The organism is Hymenobacter sp. YIM 151500-1 (genome assembly GCF_025979885.1).
Classification (GTDB): Bacteria; Bacteroidota; Bacteroidia; order Cytophagales; family Hymenobacteraceae; genus Hymenobacter.
In genome coordinates this window covers 4719313-4739429 of the sequence record NZ_CP110139.1, presented here as the reverse complement: position 1 = coordinate 4739429, position 20117 = coordinate 4719313, and the positions used below count along the sequence as shown (strand labels likewise).

Annotated in this window: 14 protein-coding genes; 10 read left to right on the top strand and 4 right to left on the bottom strand. The window is 62.7% G+C overall.

What is annotated here, in order from left to right; translation table 11 throughout:
• Window positions 1-91 precede the first annotated feature (91 nt).
• Window positions 92-1846 carry a helix-hairpin-helix domain-containing protein gene (locus tag OIS53_RS19550; protein ID WP_264682401.1) on the bottom strand — a complete coding sequence of 585 codons (1755 nt, stop codon included), beginning with the start codon at window positions 1844-1846 and terminating at the stop codon, window positions 92-94.
• A gap of 187 nt (window positions 1847-2033) precedes the next feature.
• On the opposite strand from OIS53_RS19550, the gene OIS53_RS19545 reads away from it, so the two are divergent.
• From OIS53_RS19545 to OIS53_RS19535, 3 genes are all read left to right on the top strand, one after another.
• Window positions 2034-2429: a hypothetical protein gene (locus OIS53_RS19545; protein WP_264680261.1), complete on the top strand. Its 396-nt coding sequence runs from the start codon at window positions 2034-2036 to the stop codon at window positions 2427-2429.
• Between the two features lie 277 nt (window positions 2430-2706).
• Entirely contained in the window at window positions 2707-3114 is a 408-nt protein-coding gene (locus tag OIS53_RS19540) for an EVE domain-containing protein (protein WP_264680260.1), read from the top strand.
• A 196-nt stretch (window positions 3115-3310) separates the two neighbouring features.
• Complete coding sequence (locus tag OIS53_RS19535) at window positions 3311-4873, top strand: hypothetical protein (protein WP_264680259.1); 1563 nt, start codon at window positions 3311-3313, stop codon at window positions 4871-4873.
• 419 nt (window positions 4874-5292) lie between these two features.
• Here the strand turns inward: OIS53_RS19535 and OIS53_RS19530 are convergent, their stop codons facing one another.
• The 3 genes from OIS53_RS19530 to OIS53_RS19515 all read right to left on the bottom strand — a co-directional run bounded on the left by OIS53_RS19530 (window position 5293) and on the right by OIS53_RS19515 (window position 9228).
• Entirely contained in the window at window positions 5293-5853 is a 561-nt protein-coding gene (locus tag OIS53_RS19530) for a DUF4252 domain-containing protein (protein ID WP_264680258.1), read from the bottom strand.
• 259 nt (window positions 5854-6112) lie between these two features.
• On the bottom strand, window positions 6113-7579 hold the full coding sequence (locus OIS53_RS20415; protein ID WP_319805466.1) for an OmpA family protein: 1467 nt from the start codon (window positions 7577-7579) through the stop codon (window positions 6113-6115).
• 350 nt (window positions 7580-7929) lie between these two features.
• The gene (locus OIS53_RS19515) at window positions 7930-9228 is read right to left on the bottom strand and encodes an aminopeptidase P N-terminal domain-containing protein (RefSeq protein ID WP_264680257.1); all 1299 of its coding nucleotides are present in this window, start codon (window positions 9226-9228) and stop codon (window positions 7930-7932) included.
• A 109-nt stretch (window positions 9229-9337) separates the two neighbouring features.
• Here OIS53_RS19515 and OIS53_RS19510 point away from each other — a divergent pair, with 109 nt between their 5' ends.
• The 7 genes from OIS53_RS19510 to OIS53_RS19480 all read left to right on the top strand — a co-directional run bounded on the left by OIS53_RS19510 (window position 9338) and on the right by OIS53_RS19480 (window position 20005).
• The gene (locus OIS53_RS19510) at window positions 9338-10372 is read left to right on the top strand and encodes a glycosyltransferase family 9 protein (RefSeq protein ID WP_264680256.1); all 1035 of its coding nucleotides are present in this window, start codon (window positions 9338-9340) and stop codon (window positions 10370-10372) included.
• A gap of 354 nt (window positions 10373-10726) precedes the next feature.
• Complete coding sequence (locus OIS53_RS19505; RefSeq protein WP_264680255.1) at window positions 10727-11962, top strand: M16 family metallopeptidase; 1236 nt, start codon at window positions 10727-10729, stop codon at window positions 11960-11962.
• Window positions 11963-12120: 158 nt separating this feature from the next.
• On the top strand, window positions 12121-12546 hold the full coding sequence (locus OIS53_RS19500) for a YDG/SRA domain-containing protein (RefSeq protein ID WP_264680254.1): 426 nt from the start codon (window positions 12121-12123) through the stop codon (window positions 12544-12546).
• 121 nt (window positions 12547-12667) lie between these two features.
• Window positions 12668-13312 (top strand): O-methyltransferase, encoded by a 645-nt coding sequence (locus OIS53_RS19495; RefSeq protein WP_264680253.1) that lies wholly within the window; start codon window positions 12668-12670, stop codon window positions 13310-13312.
• A gap of 224 nt (window positions 13313-13536) precedes the next feature.
• The gene (locus OIS53_RS19490) at window positions 13537-16482 is read left to right on the top strand and encodes a TonB-dependent receptor (protein ID WP_264680252.1); all 2946 of its coding nucleotides are present in this window, start codon (window positions 13537-13539) and stop codon (window positions 16480-16482) included.
• Between the two features lie 257 nt (window positions 16483-16739).
• Window positions 16740-19073: a LysM peptidoglycan-binding domain-containing protein gene (locus tag OIS53_RS19485; RefSeq protein ID WP_264680251.1), complete on the top strand. Its 2334-nt coding sequence runs from the start codon at window positions 16740-16742 to the stop codon at window positions 19071-19073.
• Between the two features lie 44 nt (window positions 19074-19117).
• Entirely contained in the window at window positions 19118-20005 is an 888-nt protein-coding gene (locus tag OIS53_RS19480; protein ID WP_264680250.1) for a LysM peptidoglycan-binding domain-containing protein, read from the top strand.
• Window positions 20006-20117: the final 112 nt, after the last annotated feature.

The window sequence follows — 20117 nt, the reverse complement described above, 5'->3', positions numbered from 1 at the left end:
GTAGGCTGCGTTCGGGTCAGGCGTGATGCTGTTTATACTGGGCCGCCTAACTGGCACAGCCGGGCAGGCGCGGGCGACGCGCCCCTACAGCTCACCCAAACAACGAATCCTGAAACGCCAGCGGGGGCTTGATGCGGGCTTTGCGCTCGGCGAAGTAGGCGGCCACTTCCTCTACTGACTTGGCATTAAAGGTCATGTCTTTGGTGAGGCCGCCTTTACGGCCCATGAGCACGCCGTAGCGCATATCGGCGTAGCCGTCGGTGTGGTGGGCATCGGGGTTGATGCTGAGCGGCACGCCCTGGTCGAGGGCGTAGCGCACCCAGCGCCAGTCGAGGTCGAGGCGCCAGGGGTTGGCGTTGATTTCGATGATAACCTGGTGCCGGGCGCAGGCGTCGATGATGGCCTTGTGGTCGAGGGGGTAACCTTCGCGGCGCAGCAGCAGGCGCCCCGTGGGGTGGCCCAGCATGGTGGTGTACGGGTTTTCGACGGCGCGCAGCACGCGGGCCGTGGCCTTCCGCTCGTCCATTTTGAGGTTGGAATGCACCGAAGCCACCACGAAGTCGAAGGTTTCGAGCACGGCGGGCGGGTAGTCCAGCGCCCCATCCCCCAGAATATCCGACTCGATGCCTTTGAAAATGCGGAAGGGCGCCAGCTCCTGATTCAGCTCGTCAATTTCGCGCTGCTGCTGGCGCACCCGCTCCGGCGAGAGGCCGTTGGCGTAATGGGCGGCCTGCGAATGGTCGCAGATGCCGAGGTACTCGTAGCCCCGGTCGCGCAGGAAGGTGGCCATGTCGCGCAGGGAGTGGTTGCCGTCGGAGTAGGTGCTGTGGTTGTGCAGGGAGCCGCGCAGGTCCTCGACTTCCAGCAGGCGGGGCAGCTTGTTGTCGCGGGCCAGGGCCAGCTCGCCCAGGCCTTCGCGCAGCTCGGGCTCCACGTACTGCAAGCCGGCCCGCTGGTAGATGTCCTGCTCCGAGGCAAACTGCTGCCCGTGCAGCAGGCGGCGCAGGGTGGCTGGCTGGCCGGGGCGAGTCTCATCGGCCAGGGCCTCGCTCAAGTGCTCTTCAGCCGCCGACTGTAGAAACAGCTCATTGGTAAACTCGGCCGGCGGCACCAGCAGCACTTCCACCTTGGCGCCCGAGGCCGTAGCCGTGCCCCGCCACGCCCAGGGGCCCGAACGGCGCGGGTCGGCAGTGAGACCGTCCAGGCTGCTGAGCACGGCATGAGCCGCGGCCGGCTGCTCGGTGGCGGCCACCAGGCGTATAGTTTCCACGGTTTCGAGGCGGCGGCGTACTTCGCCGGCCACTGCTACCTGCTCGGTGCCCAGAGCCTGGCGCAGACGGGCCACAAGGTCGTCGGCCAGGGCTTCGGCTTGGGGGTAGAGCAGCTTGCCGCGGCTCTGGTCCGTGAATTCGAGGGCGGCCAGGATGGCGTCCTGGGTTTTCTTGCCGAAGCCTTTCAGCTTGCTTACTTCATCATTCTGGGCGGCCTGGCGCAGCTGTTCGGCACTTTCAATGCCCAGCTCCTTCCACAGGGCCCGGATTTTCTTGGGGCCGATGCCTTTTACTTTGAGCAGCTCCACCACGCCGGGCGGGGTGATGCTGAGCAGGCGGTTTAGCTCGTCGAAGGAACCGGTATCGAGCATTTCGGCCACTTTGGCGGCGGCGGTTTTGCTCAGGCCGGTCCGGTCGGGGAGGCCGGTGCGCTCCACCTCGGCTACCGGAAAGCTGAGCTGCTCCAGGGCAGTAGCCGTGCCCTCGTAGGCCCGGATTTTAAACGGGTTTTCCTCGTGTAGCTCCATGAGCTGGGCGGCGAGGCGGAAAGCACGAATCAGGGCGCGGTTGTCCACTAGCAAGGCAAGAGTAGAATAGGATGAACGGCGGGGCGGCCGGTAAAGGTACGGGGCAAAGTCGTAGATTGGGGAGGTGAATGAGGCCGCCCGGCGCTGGGGCGCCAATGTGGGCTCTCGTCACTCCTGTTCCTGGCCGGCGGCCTTCAACGGCTGCCGGCGACTTGCTCGCCACTTCTGTACTGCCATGCGCCTGCTTCCGTTACTGTCCTCCTGCCTGTGCCTGCTGCTGCTGGCTGCCACCTGCCGCTCCGATGCCCAAACCGCGGCCCGTATGCAGCAGCTGGAGCGCACCTGGCTGCACGCCCACGAGGAAGACCAGGGCGACATTCAGGTGTACCGTCCCAACACCTACCCCTTCCCCCCTTCCAGGGGCCGTACCGGCTTCGCCATCGACCACAATGGCCTGTTTACCCAGTACGACATTGCCCCTACCGACGGCATCGAGGGCCGCAAAGGCCGCTGGACCGCCGAAAACGACCACACCCTGCGCATCACCCTCGAAGACAAAAAAGACCCCGACTACAAGTTGGAGGTAGTGTCTCTGGAGAACGACGTGTTGAAGGTGAGAAGGGTGGAGTAAAGGAAATGTGGATAGAATGTGCGGAATGTGGGAAATATGAAGAATGTGACGAACATGGGAGTGAGTAGCCCCAGCGGGGCGACATGCTGGTAGAAAACGCACGGCCTAAACGCGTCGAAGCCCCAACGAGGTAACACCTACCGCCTGCGGACGATGAGTGTCGCCCCGCTGGGGCTTTTGTCTTTTCCCTCGACCTTTGCTACCGACATGCCGCCCTGCCGCGGCTGTTCACTTCCTTGCACATTCTCCTCATTTCTCACATTCACTCACCTTTTCTTTGAATTTCTGGCTCGTTAAATCCGAACCTGCGGCCTACTCCTGGGCTGATTTCACCCGTGACGGCGGCACCGACTGGACCGGGGTGCGCAACTTCCAGGCCCGCAACTTCCTGCAGCAAATGCAGCCCGGCGACCTGGTGCTCTACTACCACAGCGTCACCGATAAGCAAGTGGTAGGCGTGGCCGAAGTAGCCGCCGCTGCCGCCCCCGACGCCACCGCTGAAGCAGGCAGCGGCTGGGTGGCCGTGCACCTCAAGCCCCACCAGCCCCTCCCCCGCCCCGTGAGCCTGGCCCAAATCAAGCAGGATGCCCGCCTCAGCCAGATTGGCCTGCTGCGCCAGTCGCGCCTGTCGGTGATGGCGCTGCGCCCGGAGGAGTTCGACGCTATTCTGGAGCTGGGACAGTAACGCGAAGCGTCCTCCAGGGCTTCCGATGGCGCGGGGCAGACAGAGGGCACTCAACTGTGGTTTTTCCGGCATTATCAGCCTGTATGCAGGGAATGAATTGCTCTTCAACAGAGTTACCTAACGGCGTGACTTTGCGCGTCTTTCGTTGTATCTTCCCCATGCCTGCTGCCTGCCTCCGGCAGCTGTGGCGTCCGTTATGAAACAGATTTACTTTTTCCTGCTTTGCCTGCTGATGCCGGTGCTCGGACTGGCCCAGGCCACCACTCCCCGGCAGCCCCACCGGCTCGAACTGCCCCTGACGCACTACTCCAGCGACGTGTACGTGCAGCCCCTGTCCGAAGACAGCAGCGTGGTGCTGCTGGTCGAAAAGGACCCGCTGTTTACGGGCCAGGCAGAGTTCTTTTTTCACAAGTTCGACGCCCAGCTGCAGCCCGGCCGGCGCGTGCCCGTGCCCGTGCCGCGCGGCTTCGACCTGCAACGCGTGTGCGCCGAGGGCACCGATGTGTACGCCTTGTTTCAGAACTCCGGCGTGCCGGGCACGCTGTGGGTAGCGGCTTTCGACAGCCGCACCGGCGAGCTGGGCGGCGGCGAGTTTCAAACCAAGCGGGTGCGCGAGATTCACGACCTGAAAGCCCTGGGCGGCAACCTGTTCGTGACCGTAGCCCTGGAGCAGCACCTCACGGTGGTGCTGCTGAACCTGAAAACGGCTCAGTTCCGGTTTCTGCCGTCGGTGTACGAGCCCCTGCCTGCCACGCTCAACTTCCTGGCCGACTCCGTAACGCGCCGGGCCGAGTTTGTGCTCAGCGAAACCAATGGGTTTAAGTCGCGGCTGCAGCTCAAGCAGCTCTCGGCGCAGGGGCAGCTGCTGCACTCCGAGTTTGTGCAGGCCGAAAGTGAGCGGGGCCTGCTGGAAGCCCAGCTCAGCCCCGGCGACAGTGCCGCCCGCCTGCTGGCCGGCACCTACACCCTGCGCGACTCCCGCTACTCCCAGGGCCTGTTTGCCACGGCCCTGCCGGGGGAAGGCAGCACCACCGCGGCCCCGCACCGCGCCCTGCGCTTCTACGACTTCCTGAACTTGAAGCACTTCTTCGACTTTATGAAGCCGGAGCGCGTGGCCCGGCTGCGCCAGCGCAGCGAGCGGCGCCGGGCCGCCGCCCGGCAATACCGCCTCCGCTACCGCCTGCTTATGCACGATCTGCTGCCGTTTGAGCAGGGCTACGTGCTGGCCGCTGAAGTGTACTACCCGCGCTATAACTACTCCAACTACGGCTACAACCCGTTCTTTTACAGTGGGTTTGGGGGCCTCAGCCCGTACGGCAACGCCTGGTCGCGCTACTCTGGCTCCATGCGCAACTTCGACGGCTACCGCACCACCCACACCGTTTTGTGCGGCTTCGATAAGAACGGCACTCTGCTCTGGGACAATTCGTTTTTGCTGAAAGACGTGCAGCGCTACGACCTGCGCGAAACCGTGAGCCTGCGCCCCCTGCCCGACGGCCGCCGCCTCGCCGTGGCCTACCTCCACGACAACACCCTGCACTACAAGATTATTGACCACGCCGTGGCAGCTCCCAACGACCAGCAGGTAGACCTGCTGACGACCCTGACCGGTGCCCGCGAAAAAGCCTCCAGCACGCAGCAAGAGCAGTTGCAGCCCTGGTACGGCAGCCGCTTCCTGGCCTCCGGCTACCAGCACGTGCGCCCCGACCGTGGCACCGGGCGCGACGTGTTCTTTCTGAACGTGGTAGCCTTCGACTAACCCATAATCACAGATTGGGCAGATTGAACTGATTTCACTGATCAATTAAAGCTGATCAGGAAGCTGCTAGACCGTCCTGCTGAGCAGGTGGCGCATCAAGCCAAGGGTGCGTAGCCGCAGTCGAACCGAAGGAAGGCGTAAGCAAGCAGCTCTACCGCTGCCTATCTTCAATCGTGCAGACGAAGCAACCATCCGCAATGAAGCGGTAGAGTTGCTTACCTCCGGCGACCTTCGGTTCGGCAAGAGCCGCTAGATGAAGCAGGACGGTCTGGCGGCTTCCTGAACAGCTTTGCTGTCCGGTTTCCAGCGTAAAAAAGGCTTGCCATATGGCAAGCCTTTTTGTTATTAACTGCCGTGTTGCGGCACCACGTATTAGTTGAGTCTGTGCAATCAGCTTAATCTGCCTAATCTGTGATTGTTTATTGATTGCCGGCTTCGAGGACAACGTTGGGCAGGACTTTCGCGAGCTGGGCTACCTGTTCGCGGGTGAAGTTGCCGCCCACGGATACCAGCATAAACGAATCGGGCACGCCCCGCACGTTGCCCACGGCCACGAACTCCGACACGCGGCCCCCCTGCTCCCGCACCGAGTAGCGCAGCTGGGAGGTCTGGTCAGTGTTGTCGACGGTCAGGGGAGTGTACCGCTCGTTGGCCAGCAGCCCGTCCACTTCCTGAATCAGACCCTCGGCCACGAGGTTCTGCGCCCGGTTGGTAGTGGGGCTGAAGGTAAGCACGCGCGCGTTGCGTATCGAGGTAAGGGCCTGGGCTACGTCGTTGTTTCCGGCCAGCTTGCCCAAGCGGCCCAGCATCAGGCGGGTAACGAGGCCCGCGTTCCAATCGGTGGCTTTGAAGCCCGAGCGGTGTTCGTATTTGGAGAAGAACTCGGCCACGGTGCGGGCCGGCTTGCCGGGGCCGCTGGCCCGGCAGCCTGCTAACAGCAGCAAGCCTACCAGGAAGAAGGAGAGAGTATGAAGTTTCATAGTGGTAAAGTAACAGGATTTACTTGGCCTTTACGCAGACTTGCCAGTGGCGTTAGGCAGCAGCGGGGGTACTTGCAGAAAGTAAGCGCGCAGCCAGGCTTGGGCAAGCAGGTGCGTCGCACCGGAGTTATTCATCAGGTTTAGCAAAGAAGCTGCCTCCCTCCTGGCTCATCTACCAACTCATCTGTTAGCCGTCCTGATACAAGAAAGCGGTGCACGAGCTTCGTGCACCGCTTTTTTGATTTACGCTCCGGGCCGCTTAAGGCTGAGGAGCACTCGGGATGTAGAACTCAAACTTGAACTCTACCCGGCGGTTCTGCGACATACCGGTCTTCGAGGTGTTCGGGGCAGCCGGCTCCGACTCACCGCGGCCTTCCGTGGTGATGCGGGCGGGGTCAACCTGCTTGCCGGTGAAGTAACGTTTCACCGAGCCAGCCCGGCGCTCCGACAGACCTTGGTTGTACTCATCGGTGCCACGCGAGTCGGCGTGGCCGATGATGCGCAGGCTGTACTCGGGGTGGTCTTTCAAGGCCTGCACCATCTTGTTCAGCGTGCCATACGAGGTGCGCTTAATCACGGTGCTGTTGGTCTCGAAGCGGATGGGCTGCTCCAGCTGGCGCACGGCCGGGTCAATTTCCAGCGGGCACCCGTTGGCATCTACGCGGGAGCCAGCAGGCGTGCCGGGGCATTTATCCACGTCGTCTTTCACGCCGTCGTTGTCCGAGTCGAGTACCAGCGGACAGCCGTTGGCATCTACCTGGGTGCCGGCCGGGGTGTCGGGGCACTTGTCGTTTTTGTCGGCTACGCCGTCACCGTCGGCATCGGGGCAGCCGCGCAGAGCGGGTACGCCAGCCTGGTCGGGGCACTCGTCGTCACCGTCGCGTACGCTGTCGTTGTCACGGTCGGGGCAACCTTCCATGGCGGCCGTGCCGGCTTCGGTGGGGCATTTATCCTGGTAGTCGGGCACCCCGTCCTTGTCGCCATCGAGCGGGCAGCCGTTCTCATCTACCTGCACGCCGCTGGGCGTGTCGGGGCACTTGTCTTTGCGGTCGGGCACGCCGTCCTGGTCGGTGTCTTTGGGCTTGCCGAAAGCAATGGTCAGGCCCGCGGTGTGCTGCAGATACCGGTCGTCGATGCTGTTGTCGTCGCGGTTGGGGTTGCCATCGATGTTGGCGCTCAGCGGAAAGTGCTGGCCCGTCTGCACGAACAGAGCAACTCCATCGGAAAGCCGGAAATTCAGACCGGCAGCCCCAAACAGGTCAAACTGCAACTCGTCGTTATCCAGGTTTATAGACTGGCCGTTTCCGTTGAATGTGCCCTCACGGCTGGTAAAGGCTACTCCAGGAGCCGCTAGCAGGTAAGGCCGGAAGAAGGCATCTTCTTTTAGCAACTTCAGCTTCAGGCCCAGGTTCACATTCACTACGTTAGTATTGAAGTTGCTGCCGTAGTTCGGCGCCCCGGCAGCAAAGCTCTTTTCAAACTTCACGTAGTTGCCGCTCAATGCCAGGTCGAGGCCTGGCGAGAGGTAGCGGTTGATGGAGATGCCGGGGCTGTACTTGTTCTCAGCCCAGTTCCAGTAGTCGGAGCCAAAGTTGCCTTTGTACTGGAAGGCGCTGCCGTACAGGCTGATGGCGGTCTTGCGGTCCGCCGTCTGACCCTGAGCCCGCGGGGCCGCCGCGAGCAGCGTTAACCCCAGAGCCGTGGTGGTTGCTAAAAGATGTTTCATAAGGCGAAGTTAGGTGAGGAAGTTGCACAGGCGAACTAGCCCACGAGAGGGGTAGCCGCACTCCGGACTATCCGCCTATACCCCACTAAGCGAAATAAAGTTGTTACGGCTCTGCTAAAAACCGCGTTTACGTTGGGCTACGGCCAACTCAACCGTAACATAGACAGAAGATTATATTAAATCAAACTCATATAGGCACGCTTGGTTAGCAGGCACCTTCAAATAGAACTATACCGCGAAACCAGATTCCGAAAAAAATAAAAAAAGCTGGTGCCGCGGCTAGGGCACCAGCTTGTCTTACGGGGCTCCGGCCGGGGCTGCCAGCACTAGCAAACTTTCGTCCGGCAGGTCTATTTCTGGCTGGCTTGCATGAGGTGCTCGATGTCGTCGGCTTCCAGCGGAATAGTGCGCATCAGGTCCTCATTGCCGGTTTTGGTGATGAGAATGTCGTTTTCGAGGCGGATGCCCAGCCCCTCTTCGCGGATGTAGATGCCCGGCTCGCAGGTGTAGACCATGCCGGGCTCAAACACCCGGTACTTGGCGCCCACGTCGTGCACGTCGAGGCCGAGGTAGTGGCTGGTGCCGTGCATAAAGTACTTTTTGTAGAGCGGAGCGGCCGGGTCCTGGTTACGCACGTCCTGCTCGTTAAGCAAATCCAGCCGAATCAGCTCCTGCTCCATTTGCCGGCCCACGGCGGCGTGGTAGTCTTCGATGTTGTTGCCAGCCACGAGTTGAGAAGTAGCAAACTTCATCACGCGCAGCACGGCTTCGTACACGTCGCGCTGGCGGGGCGTGAAGCGCCCATTCACCGGAATGGAGCGCGACAGGTCGCTGGCGTAATTGGCGTACTCGGCCCCGAAGTCAAGCAGAAGCACGTCGCCGTCCTGGCACTCCCGGTCGTTGCTGGTGTAGTGCAGCACGCAGGCGTTGGCCCCGCTGGCAATGATGGAGCCGTAGGCTGGTCCGCGCGAGGCGTTGCGCAGAAACTCGTGGTGGATTTCGGCCTCGATTTCGTACTCCATCACGCCGGGCCGCACAAAGCCCAGAAGGCGGCGGAAGGCCTTTTCGGTGATGCCGCAGGCGCGGCGCATCAGCCGGATTTCCTCCTCGCTCTTGATGGCGCGCAAATGGTGCAGAATGGGCGCAGCGCGGCGGTACTGGTGCAGCGGGTAGGCCTCCCGAATCCACTTGATGAAGCGGGCGTCGCGGGTTTCCACTTCCACCACGGCCCGGATGTGCTCGTTGGTGTTGAGAAATACGTTTTCGGCCTCGTTCATCAGGGCCGGCAGAATGGTTTTAAAGGAATCGAGCCAGAGAATGGTGCGCACGCCGGTTTGCTGGCGGGCCTGCTCTTTGGTGAGCTTGTAGCCTTCCCAGACGAGAATATGCTCGCTGGTTTCCTTCAGAAACAGAATTTCGCGGTACTGGGGCAGCACGGCATCGGGAAAGAGCACTAGAATGCTTTCTTCCTGGTCTACGCCCGAGAGGTAGAACAGGTCGTTGTTCTGGCGGAAGGGCAGGGTGCCATCGGCGTTGGTGGGCTGGATGTCGTTGGAGTGGAAGATGGCCAGCGAAGCCGGGGGCAGCTGCTCGGTGAAGCGGCGGCGGTTTTCGATGAACAACTCGGGGGCAATGGAGCCGTAGCGCATGGCGGGAAATGTGAGGTTCGGAAGTCGTTTCGCAAGTTAGGCAATGAGGCTGTAGCAGTGTAGCGCGAACTGTAGCCGCGTTACCTTTGCGGCACCAGCGTCTTCCCGAATGCTTACTGCCCCGCCCCGCCCGATTCTGCTCATCCAAACTGCCTTTATCGGCGACGTTATCCTGGCCACGGCCCTGCTGGAGCACCTGCACCACACCGAGCCCGATACGCCGGTGGACTTTCTGGTGCGCAAGGGCAACGAAGGCCTGCTGCGCCAGCACCCGCACGTACGGGAGGTGCTGGTGTGGAACAAGCAGCAGGATAAGTACCGCGGCCTGTGGCACCTGTTGCAGCGCATCCGCCGCGGGGGCTACGGCCGCGTCGTGACGTTGCAGCGCTTCGCCAGCACGGGCTTTCTGACGGCGTTTTCCGGGGCGCCGGAGCGGCTAGGATTCCAGCAGAATCCGTTTTCGTTTCGGTTTACGCGGGCCCTGCCCCACGTCATCGGGGCCGGCGTGCACGAGGTGGCGCGCAACCTCCACCTGCTCGACCCCGGCTACCAGGGCCCCACCATCCCGCCCCGCCTCTACCCTACCCCCGCCGATGAAGCCGCCGCGGCACCGTACGCGGCAGCTGGGCCCTACGTGTGCATTGCGCCTACGTCGGTGTGGTTTACCAAGCAGTTCCCGCAGGAGCAGTGGTTGAAGCTACTGGCGGCCCTGCCGGCGCAGTACACCGTGTACCTGCTGGGCGGCCCGCCCGACGTGGCCGCCTGCCAGCAGCTCCTGGAACGCGCGGCTCGCCCCGGTGTGGTAAACCTGGCCGGAAAACTATCCTTACTGGCCTCAGCAGCCCTCATGCGCGGGGCCGTGCTTAACTACGTCAACGACTCGGCACCCATGCATCTGTGCTCGGCCGTGGGCGCCCCGGTGTGCGCCGTATACTGTTCTACGGTGCCGTATTTTGGCTTCGGGCCACTGAGTCCGTTTTCCAGGGTGGTGCAGATACCGGAGGAGCTGGAGTGCCAGCCCTGCGGCCTGCACGGCTACCGGAAGTGCCCCTTGGGTCATTTTCGTTGCGCGTATGGTATTGAGACCAGTCAGCTGCTGGCGGCGCTGGCGGAGAGGGAAATGAGTGATGAGGTGAGAAGGTGACAGGTAACAAGTGACAAGTAGCCCGTCATGCTCTATCCAGCGTCCGCCTGTCGAAGCATCTCTCCCGCTTGGTTGGGCCCTCCGTAGCCCAGGGGTTAACCCCTAGGCTATGCAGCGGAAGCCGTGTGCACGATTGAGATTAGCCCGCAGTAGAGATGCTTCGGCTTCGCTCAGCATGACGGTCCTCTTGTCACCTGTCACCTGTCACTTATCACCTATTACTTGTTACCTGTCGCCTCATCTCCATTCACCTCCTCACGTACCTTTGCAACTACCGGCCTGCTCAGGCGGTTATACAGGGCCGGGCTTCTACACTAAGACCCTAGGCCCCCAAGACCATAAGTCCCTATCTGAATGTCTGAATACGACCTGTACGAGCTGCCGAATGGCATCCGGGTTCTGCATAAAACGGTACCACACACCAAAATTGCCCACTGCGGCTTTCTGCTCGACATCGGCTCCCGCGACGAAAAGCCCCACCAGCTGGGCCTGGCGCACTTCTGGGAGCATATGGCCTTTAAGGGCACCGAAAAGCGCAAGAGCTTTCATATTCTCAACCGCCTCGAAACCGTGGGCGGGGAGCTGAACGCCTACACCACCAAGGAGAAAATCTGCTTCTACGCCTCCCTGCTCAGCACCCATTTTGAGCGGGCCTTTGAGCTGCTGACGGACATCACCTTTCACTCGGTTTTCCCGGAGAAAGAGATTGAGAAGGAGCGCGGGGTGATTCTGGAAGAAATGGCCATGTACCACGACGCCCCCGAAGATGCCATCGTGGACGACTTCGACGGGGTGGTGTTTGCCAGCCACTCCCTGGGCCACAACATTCTGGGCACCCGCGAGAGTGTGTCGGGCTTCCAGCAGGCCGATTTTCGGCAGTTCCTGCAAGACAACGTGCGCACCGACCGGGTGATTTTCAGCTCGGTAAGCAACCTGCCGTTTAAGGAAGTGAAGCGCCTGGCCGATAAGTTTCTGGCCCCGCTGCCGCCGCAGCTGGGGGCGCGGCCACGCCTGGCGTTTGGCGGCTACCAGCGTGTGGAGCAGCTGGAGCGTAAGCCCATTACCCAGGCTCACTGCCTCATTGGGGGCCCGGCCTACGCGTTGCACGACGAGCGGCGCATTCCGTTTTTTCTGCTGAGCAACCTGCTGGGCGGCCCCGGCATGAACTCCCGCCTCAACCTGGCCGTGCGCGAGAAATACGGCCTCGTGTACACCATCGACGCCACCTACTCGCCCTACACCGACACGGGCCTGTTCGGCATCTACTTCGGCACCGAGAAGAAACAGGTGAACCGCACGGTTTCTTTGGTAATGAAGGAGTTGAAGCGCCTGCGGGAGCAGCCCCTGGGCACCTCCCAGCTGCACACGGTGAAGGAGCAGCTCATGGGCCAGCTGGCCATGGCCGAGGAAAGCAACGGCGGCCTGATGCAGCTGCTGGCCAAAAGCACCCTGGACCTGGGCCGCGTCGAAAGCCTCAACGAAATCTTTGACCGGGTGCGCCGCATCACTTCCTCGGAGCTGCTGGACCTAGCCAACGACCTCCTCCGCGAAGACCACCTCAGCGTGCTACAATACGTGCCGGAAGGGTAGTTTGGAAGTTGAGAAGGTAGAAAGTTGGGAAGGTAGAAAGCAACTTCTGCGTGACGATGTGGGCGTTTGTTTCCTCATCTGCTCAGCTGAAATCCATCAAAACAAGCCTCCATCCTAACTTTCTACCTTCTCAACTTCCAAACTTCCAAACTTCAGCTATGCGCATCTTCGGGCACGTGAGCTACTACCGGCCGGGCGACGTGCTGGCGAGCCGGCTGGAGCTGAGCCGCGCGGGGCTACACCGGCCCACGCGGGCGGGCATCAGCGGCTCAGCTCAGGAGGGCGCCGACTCTATCGTGCTGGCCGATCAGTATGAGGATGACGTGTTCGGGGAAGACGAAATCATCTACGCCGGGCACGGCGGCCGCGACCCGAAAACCGGCCACCAAACCACCGACCAGGACCTGAACGACCGAAACCGCGCCCTGCTGCGCAGCCAGGAAACCGGCCAGCCCGTGCGGGTGCTGCGCAAGGCAGCGGACGGCTACCGCTACGAAGGCCTCTACCGCGTCGTAGGTTCCTCCTACGAGCCGGGCCGTTCGGGCTTTCAGGTGTGGCTGTTTCGGCTGGTGCCGGTGGTGTAGGGCGGGTTTCAGCCCGCCGCTCCCGGCCCCGCGCCATCTATCAGGCCACTTTCTCCCTTATCAACTTCTCAACTTTCTAACTCCCCCTTGTGGAGCGGCGGGCTGAAGCCCGCTCTACTGTATGTACACTCCCGACGAAGCCCAGCTCTACGCCGACCGCCACACTACGCCCGAAAGCCCGCTGCTGGCCCGCCTCAACCGCGAAACCCACGTGCAGGTGCTGCACGCCCGTATGGTATCGGGGCATGCGCAAGGGCGGCTGCTGAGCATGCTCAGCCACATGGTGCGGCCGCGGCGGGTGCTGGAGCTGGGCACGTTCACGGGCTACTCGGCTCTGTGCCTGGCCGAAGGGCTGGCTTCGGATGGGGAACTGCATACAGTGGAGCAGAATCCCGAGCTGGAAGACCGAATCCGGCGCTACGTGCGCGAGGCGGGCTTGGATAAGCGTATCCATCTGCACCTGGGCGACGCCCGCCGCATCGTGCCGGGCTTGGCTGAAACCTGGGACCTGGTGTTTATCGACGCCGATAAAATCAACAACGACACCTACTACGAGCTGGTGTTGCCCCAGGTGCGGCCGGGCGGCTTCTTGCTCATCGACAACGTGCTGTGGGGCGGCAAGGTGCTGGATGGCTACGCGGTAAAACCTTCTGACAAAGACACCCTGGCCGTGCGCGCCTTCAACGCTAAAGTACAAGCCGACGCCCGAGTGGAAAACGTGCTGCTGCCCCTGCGCGACGGGCTGCTCTTGGTGCGCAAGCTATAGAGACGCAATAGATAGAGTCTCCTCGCTGAACGACACCGCCTGCACAACCGGGCCGACGGCGCGGGCAACGAGACGCCAACCGAAGGTCGGCGAAGCCAAGGGTCGCGTCTCGAGACTCGTTCTGGCGTATTGCTGTCGGCTTTTCAGAAAATAATTAGCCAGCCATTAAACGTCGGGCAAGAACCTGCGTCTATTGACGCTAGTGGCTTCCTTTTCTCGACGTGATGTACAGACGACTCCTCTGCCTTTTTCTCTTTTTCTGGCTGATAACCACCTCCGTGGCCCAGGCCCAGACCACCATTTCGGGGCGGGTGCTGGATGCCAAGGACCAGTCGGCGCTGATTGGGGCCAACGTGCTGCTGGTGCAGCTACCCGACTCTACCCGGCGCGGGGCAGCAGTGGAAGCTGATGGCTCGTTCACGATTTCGGGAGTGCCGGCGGGGCGCCACCTGCTCACGGTGTCGTTTTTGGGCTACCAAAGCCTGCGCCGCCCGGTGCAGGTGGGCGCCGAGCCGGTGCAACTGGGCAGCCTGACTTTGCAAAGCGGCAGCGGCGTGGCCCTGAAGGGCGTGGAAGTAGTGGGCCGGGCTGCCGCCGCCGTACAGAAGGGCGACACGGCCCAGTTCGACTCCCGCGCTTTCAAGACTAACCCCGACGCCAACGCCCAGGACCTAATAACCAAGATGCCGGGCGTGACCGTGGACCCCAGCACCGGCCGGGTGCAGGCCCAGGGTGAGCAGGTGCGGCGCGTGCTGGTGGATGGCAAGGAGTTTTTCGGCAACGACCCCGACGCCGTGCTGCGCAACCTGCCGGCCGAGGCCATCGACAAGATTCAGGTTTACGACCGGGCCTCCGACCAGGCCCAGTTTACGGGCTTTGACGACGGCAACCAGCAGAAAACCATCAACATCGTGACGCGGCCGCAGTTTCGGAACGGGCGGTTTGGGCGGGTGGTGGCCGGCTACGGGCCCCAGGACGACCGGTACCGCGTCAACGGCAATATCAACTCATTTAAGGGCAAGGAGCGGATTTCGGTGCTGGCTCAGTCCAACAACGTGAACGAGCAAAACTTCGGCACCGAGGACCTGCTGGGCGTGGTGGGCGCCTCGCGCCAGGGCCAGGGCGGCGGCCGGCAAGGTGGCGGCGGGGCCCAAGGAGGCCGGCCCGGCGGGCAAGGCCAGGGTGGCGCGTCCGACTTTCTGGTACAGCCCCAGGGCGGTATTTCGCGCACTCACGCCGCGGGCTTGAACTACACCAATACCTTCGGGACGAAAACCGACGTGCAGGGCAGCTACTTCTTCAACCTGAGCGACAACACCACCCGCTCGGAAATTGCCCGCCTGTTTAACCTGCGCCGGAGCGGCACCGACGAGCTGCGCTACGGCGAAAACTCCCTGACCCTGAGCCGCAACATAAACAACCGCGCCTCCCTGCGCGTGGAGCACAAGTTCGACTCGCTGAACTCTCTGGTGTGGCGGCCCAGCCTGTCGGTGCAGCGCAACACGGCCGCCAGCGACCTGCTGGGCAGCACCTTCCGTACCCCGCTCAGCGGTGAGCCCAGCACCACCGAGGGCACCAACCAGAGCGACTACCGCTCCTCGCTCACGGGCATCACGGCCGCCAACCAGCTGCTGTACCGCCACCGCTTCCTGACGCGGGGCCGCACGTTTTCGCTGGGGCTGAATACCACCTACAACCGCCGCAAAGGCAGCAACTACCTGCTGTCGGAAACGGCGGTGCTGGAACCCGACTCGTTGGCCTTCACCGACGTGCTCAACCAGAACTCGCGCCTGCGCCAGCGGGGCTGGGCCTGGCAGGGCAACGCCACCTACACCGAGCCCCTGAGCCCGAAAAGCCAGCTGCAGCTGGAGTACAACCTCGGCTACACGCCCAACACCTCCGACCGCCGCACCTTCGACTTTGAGCCAGGCTCCCAAACCTATTCCCGCCTCAACGACACGCTCAGCAACGTGTTCGAGAGCTACTACCTGACCAATGCCGGCGGCCTGACCTACCGCTACAACGACCAGCAGCTGCAGTGGATGGTGGGGGCCAGCGTGCAGCACGCCCGCCTCGACAACGACCAGACTTTCCCGCGCCCCCTGGCCACGGAGCGCACTTTCCTGAACGTGCTGCCCAATGCCATGCTGCGCTACAACTTCACGAAGCAGCAGAACCTGCGGGCGTTTTACCGGATGCGCACCAACGCGCCCAGCATCAGCCAGCTGCAAGAAGTGGTGAACAATGCCAACCCGCTACAGCTGACCACCGGCAACCCCAACCTGGAGCAGGAATTCCAGCACAACCTGTTTGTGCGCTACGCCGCGGCCCAGCCCGAGAAGTCCACCTCGTTTTTTGCCTTGCTGGCCGGCTCCTACACCGACAACTTTATCACCAACAGCACCCGCCTGGTAGTGGAGCCCACCGTCATTGGGGGCGTGACGGTGCCAGCCGGGGGCCAGATTACGCGGCCCGTCAACCTGAACCAGCAGTACACGCTCCGCTCCTTCCTCAACTACAGCTTCCCGCTAAAGGTGGTGAAGTCCAACCTCAACCTGAACGCCGGGGCCACTTACTCGCAGACGCCGGGCCTGGTGAACAATGCGCTGAACTACAACCGCACGCCCTCCCTGAGCCTGGGCGTGGTACTGAGCAGCAACATCAGCGAGAAGCTGGACTTCACCCTGTCGTCGAACTCGGCCCAGACCTACGTGCGCAACACCGTGCAGACGCGGGCCAACCAGGAGTTTTTCCGCCAGAACACCAGCCTGCGCCTGAGCTGGATTCTGGTGAAGGGCCTGACGGTGCAAACCGACGTAACCCACCAGCTGAACCGGGGCCTGTCGGCGGGCTTCAACCAGAACTTTGTGCTCTGGAATGCCAGTTTGGGCCAGAAGGTGTTTGCCAAGCAGCAGGGTGAAATTCGCCTGTACGCCTTCGACATTCTGGGCCAGAACAATAGCATTCAGCGCAATGTGACGGCCGCCTACACCGAGGACGTGCGCACCAACATTTTGCAGCGCTACCTCATGCTGATGTTCACCTATAACATCCGCAGCTCGGCCGCCCCCGCGCCCACCGACGACGCCCCGCGGCCCGGTGGGTTCGGCCCCGGTGGGCCGGGCGGCCCCGGCGGCTTCGGGCCGGGGCGGCCGGGAGGTGGGATGTAGGTGTGTGAGCTGCAAGCGGCTCTCCAGTAAGAGGATGTAGCCGCCGCTTGTTGCACCCTACCCTACCGGAGTGGGGTCTGCATACACTGACCTGAGAACGGCTATAGAAGTTGACTGTATAATACCCTGTTCAGAACAGCAGTTTGCCGCTTGAGGCTTACGGCTTGCAGCTTTCTTCAGCGTTTTTTCTTCTACTTTGTAAGCCAGCCACTGCCGAGCCGAATGCGGATTCGGGGCGCGGGCGGGCTTCTTTGCTGATGAAAAAGCTGATTTTCTTATTTCTGGGCCTGCTGCCGCTGCTGGCGGTGGGCCAAACCCAGCCCGTGCCCGCCGAGCTGAGCCTGGGTGGGCTGCGGCTGCGCCTGACCGACGGCGGCCGCCAGGCCGTGCAACAGAAAGTGGATGCTCTGCGTCGCCACCCGGCCTCGTTTCAGGCCCGCGTGGTGCTGGCCGATGCCTATTTTCCGCTGATTGACCGGGTGCTCCAGCAGGAAGGCGTGCCCGCCGACTTTCACTTTCTGGCCCTCCAGGAAAGCGGCTTGCAGGGCGACGCCCAGAGCATTCACGACGCCGTGGGTTACTGGCAGTTTAAGCGGGAGTCGGCTCAGGACTTTGGACTGACGATGAACGACGCGGTGGATGAGCGGAAGCACATCGTGGCCTCCTCGAAAGCCGCCGCCCAGTACCTGCTGCGCAGCAACAAGGTTTTCCGCAACTGGGCTAATTCTCTGCTCAGCTACAACCTGGGCCTCACCGGCACCAAGCCCTACACCCTGCCCACCGATGCCGGCGCCACGGAGGTGGAAATCAGTGAGCGGACCCACCCCTACGTGCTGACGTTCCTGGCGCACAAGGTGGCGTATGAGTCGGCGGTGGGGCTGAACCCGCGGCCACCTTTACAGCTACAGGAGTTTCCGGCCCCGGCCGGGCAGCCGCTGGCCGTGCTGGCTCCGGCTCTGCAACAGAGCCCCGAGCAGCTGGCCCGCCATAACCGCTGGCTGCTGGCCCCCGCCGTGCCTACCGACAAGGTGTACACCATGCTGGTGCCCATCACCGACCCGCTGCAAACCACGGCCTTGGCGGCCCAGCAAAAGAGCGCCACGGCCGGCCAGCTACTCAACCAGCCCGCCCCCGACCCCGAAAGCGCCGACTTCGTGCGCGTAAACGGCCTGCGCGCCCTGGTGGCCCTGCCCGGCGACACCAAGGAAAGCCTGGCCCGGCGGGCGGGTCTGAAGCTGCGCAAGTTCATGCAGTACAACGACCTGCTGGCCTTCGACAACATCGTGGTAGGCCAGCCCTATTTTGTGCAGAAAAAGCGCGACAAAGCCGCCGTAGAGTACCACGTGGCCCGCCCCGGCGAAACCGTAGCCATTGTGTCGCAGAAGTACGGGGTGCGGGCCAAGGCTATTTGGGCCAAAAACCGCATGGCCCGCAACGAAGAGCTGCGGCCGGGCCGGGTGCTCTGGATGCAGCACACCCGCCCCAAAACCGTAGCCGTCGAGTACGCCAATGCCACCAACGACGCGGCGCTGGCTGCGTTTGAGCGGCCGGTAACAGCCCCGCCCAAGCCCCGTCCCGCCGAGCCCCAGCCCGACCAAGGCTCACTCGCCACCACGCAGAGCCCGGAGGATGCTACAGAAGATGAAGTTCCCGCCGCGCCGCCGGCTCCCGCTACCCGGCCGGCGCCAGCTGCCCCGCGTCCGGCGGCTCCCGCGGCGCCGGTTACTTCCGTCGTGCAGCCCGACAGCGCCACCGATGCCCACACCGAAAACCTGAACGAGCTGCCCCCGGCGCCGGCCGCCGTTTCCGCTACGGCCCCACGCCCGGAGCCCAGCGTGCCGGCCCCAGCGCCCCGCAAGCCGCTGCCCGCCCCGGCCCCCGTAGCCGATGAGCCGCGCGAAGAAGACCTAGCCTCGGAGGAGACAGATAGTGAGGCATCCCGCCCGACCCCGACAGTATCAGCCCCGACAGCACCAGCCCAAGCCGCTTCTGCTCCTGCGCAGCCGGCACCTGCCCCGGCAGCCCCGGCTGCGCCAGCTCCCACCGTGGCGGCTACCCCTGCACCTGTTCCGGCGGTAGCCGCTACGCCACGGGGCGCGGCAGCTTCTACGGCATCGACTACGGCTGCGGTAGAGCCCGCACCGGCCTCAGGTCTGCACACGGTAGAGCCCAAGGAAAATCTGTACTCGGTAGCCCGGCGCTTTGGCCTGCGCCCGGCCGACTTGATTGCCTGGAACAAGCTGCCGCCCGTTCCCAGCTTGCGCATTGGCCAGGTGCTGCGTGTTGTGCCCCCGGCACCGGCTGTGGCTACGTCGGCTCCTGTAGCAACGGCTTCTCCCGCTTCCGTTCCTACACCAACTCCCACCAAGCCAGCCGCTACGCCGGTTCCGGCTCCCGAGGTTGAGAGTTCTGAAGTAGCTTCGGCTCCGGCCGCGCCAGCTCCGGTGCGCCACACTGTGTTGCCTGGCGAAACCATGTATGGAATTTCGCGCAAGTACGGCGTCACCATCAAGCTGATTATGGAGTGGAACAACAAGCCCGACTTCAGCGTGAAGCCCGGCGAAATTCTGCTTATCAAACCCAAAAACTAGCTTTCTTCACGTCTCGCTGAATTTGTTCGGCCTTCCATCTTTCTATGAGGATTTCTTTATCTGCACCAGTGGTGGCCCTGGCTTTGGGGCTGCTGTGGGCCCAGCCGGGCCACGCCCAACAAACCGAATCAACCTCTACTCCCACCCCGCCGCCCCTGTCCGAAGATTCCGTGCGCGTCATGTCGGGGCTGGTGCAGCGCAGCGTGCAGCAGTTACGCGCTATCTACTTCGAGCCCAATGACGCCCGCGCCGTGCAGCTCGTCGACCAGGCCCTGGTAGAAATTCCGGTGCTCAACCAGCGCCTGAGTCACTACACGGCCAGCTTGTCGCGGGAGCAGCAGCAGGAGCTGGCCCAGCGCCTGCGCCGCCAGCCCTGGCAAGTGGAGCTGAATACGCTGCTGCGCAGCCCTCAGTACAAGGGGTTCACTGCCCGCGCCGCTAAAAACCCCGCCCTCAAAGCCGCCGCCGACCGGCTCCAGACTGCCGGCTTCCTGGGTACTGTCAAACCAGCGCCCAGCGCCGCTACTGCGGTGGCGACACCGGCTGCGGTGCCTGCTTCGGTTGCGGCTGCTGCTTCGGCTTCAATGGCTGCTCCCGCGCCGAAGGCTCAACCTGCCACGGCCCCGGTTTCGGCTAAGCCAGTTCCGGCTTCAGCGGTTGCGGCGGCTAAACCTCAGGCCGTTTCCTCTGCTCCTACAGCTGCTTCGGTTGCGGGTAGCCCCGCTTCTAAACTAACTTCAACTGAAACCAACCCAAAACCGACTGCCCCGAAACCTGCTGCCGCCACACGCCATACCGTGCAGAAAGGCGAGACCCTGTTCAGCATTGCCCGCCAGTACGGTGTTACGCCTGCTCAATTGCAGGAATGGAATGGCAAGACTACGGAGAAGGTTAAGATAGGCGAAGAATTGCAGGTGAAAGCCACCAAGTAGCCTTAAAGTACTGTCTAAGTGTACTAAGAAACGGCCCCAAAGGGCTGTTTTCTTTCGTATACCATTGGCGTGGGACTACAGCCAATTATGTAGGTGGCCGGGATGAGCGGTT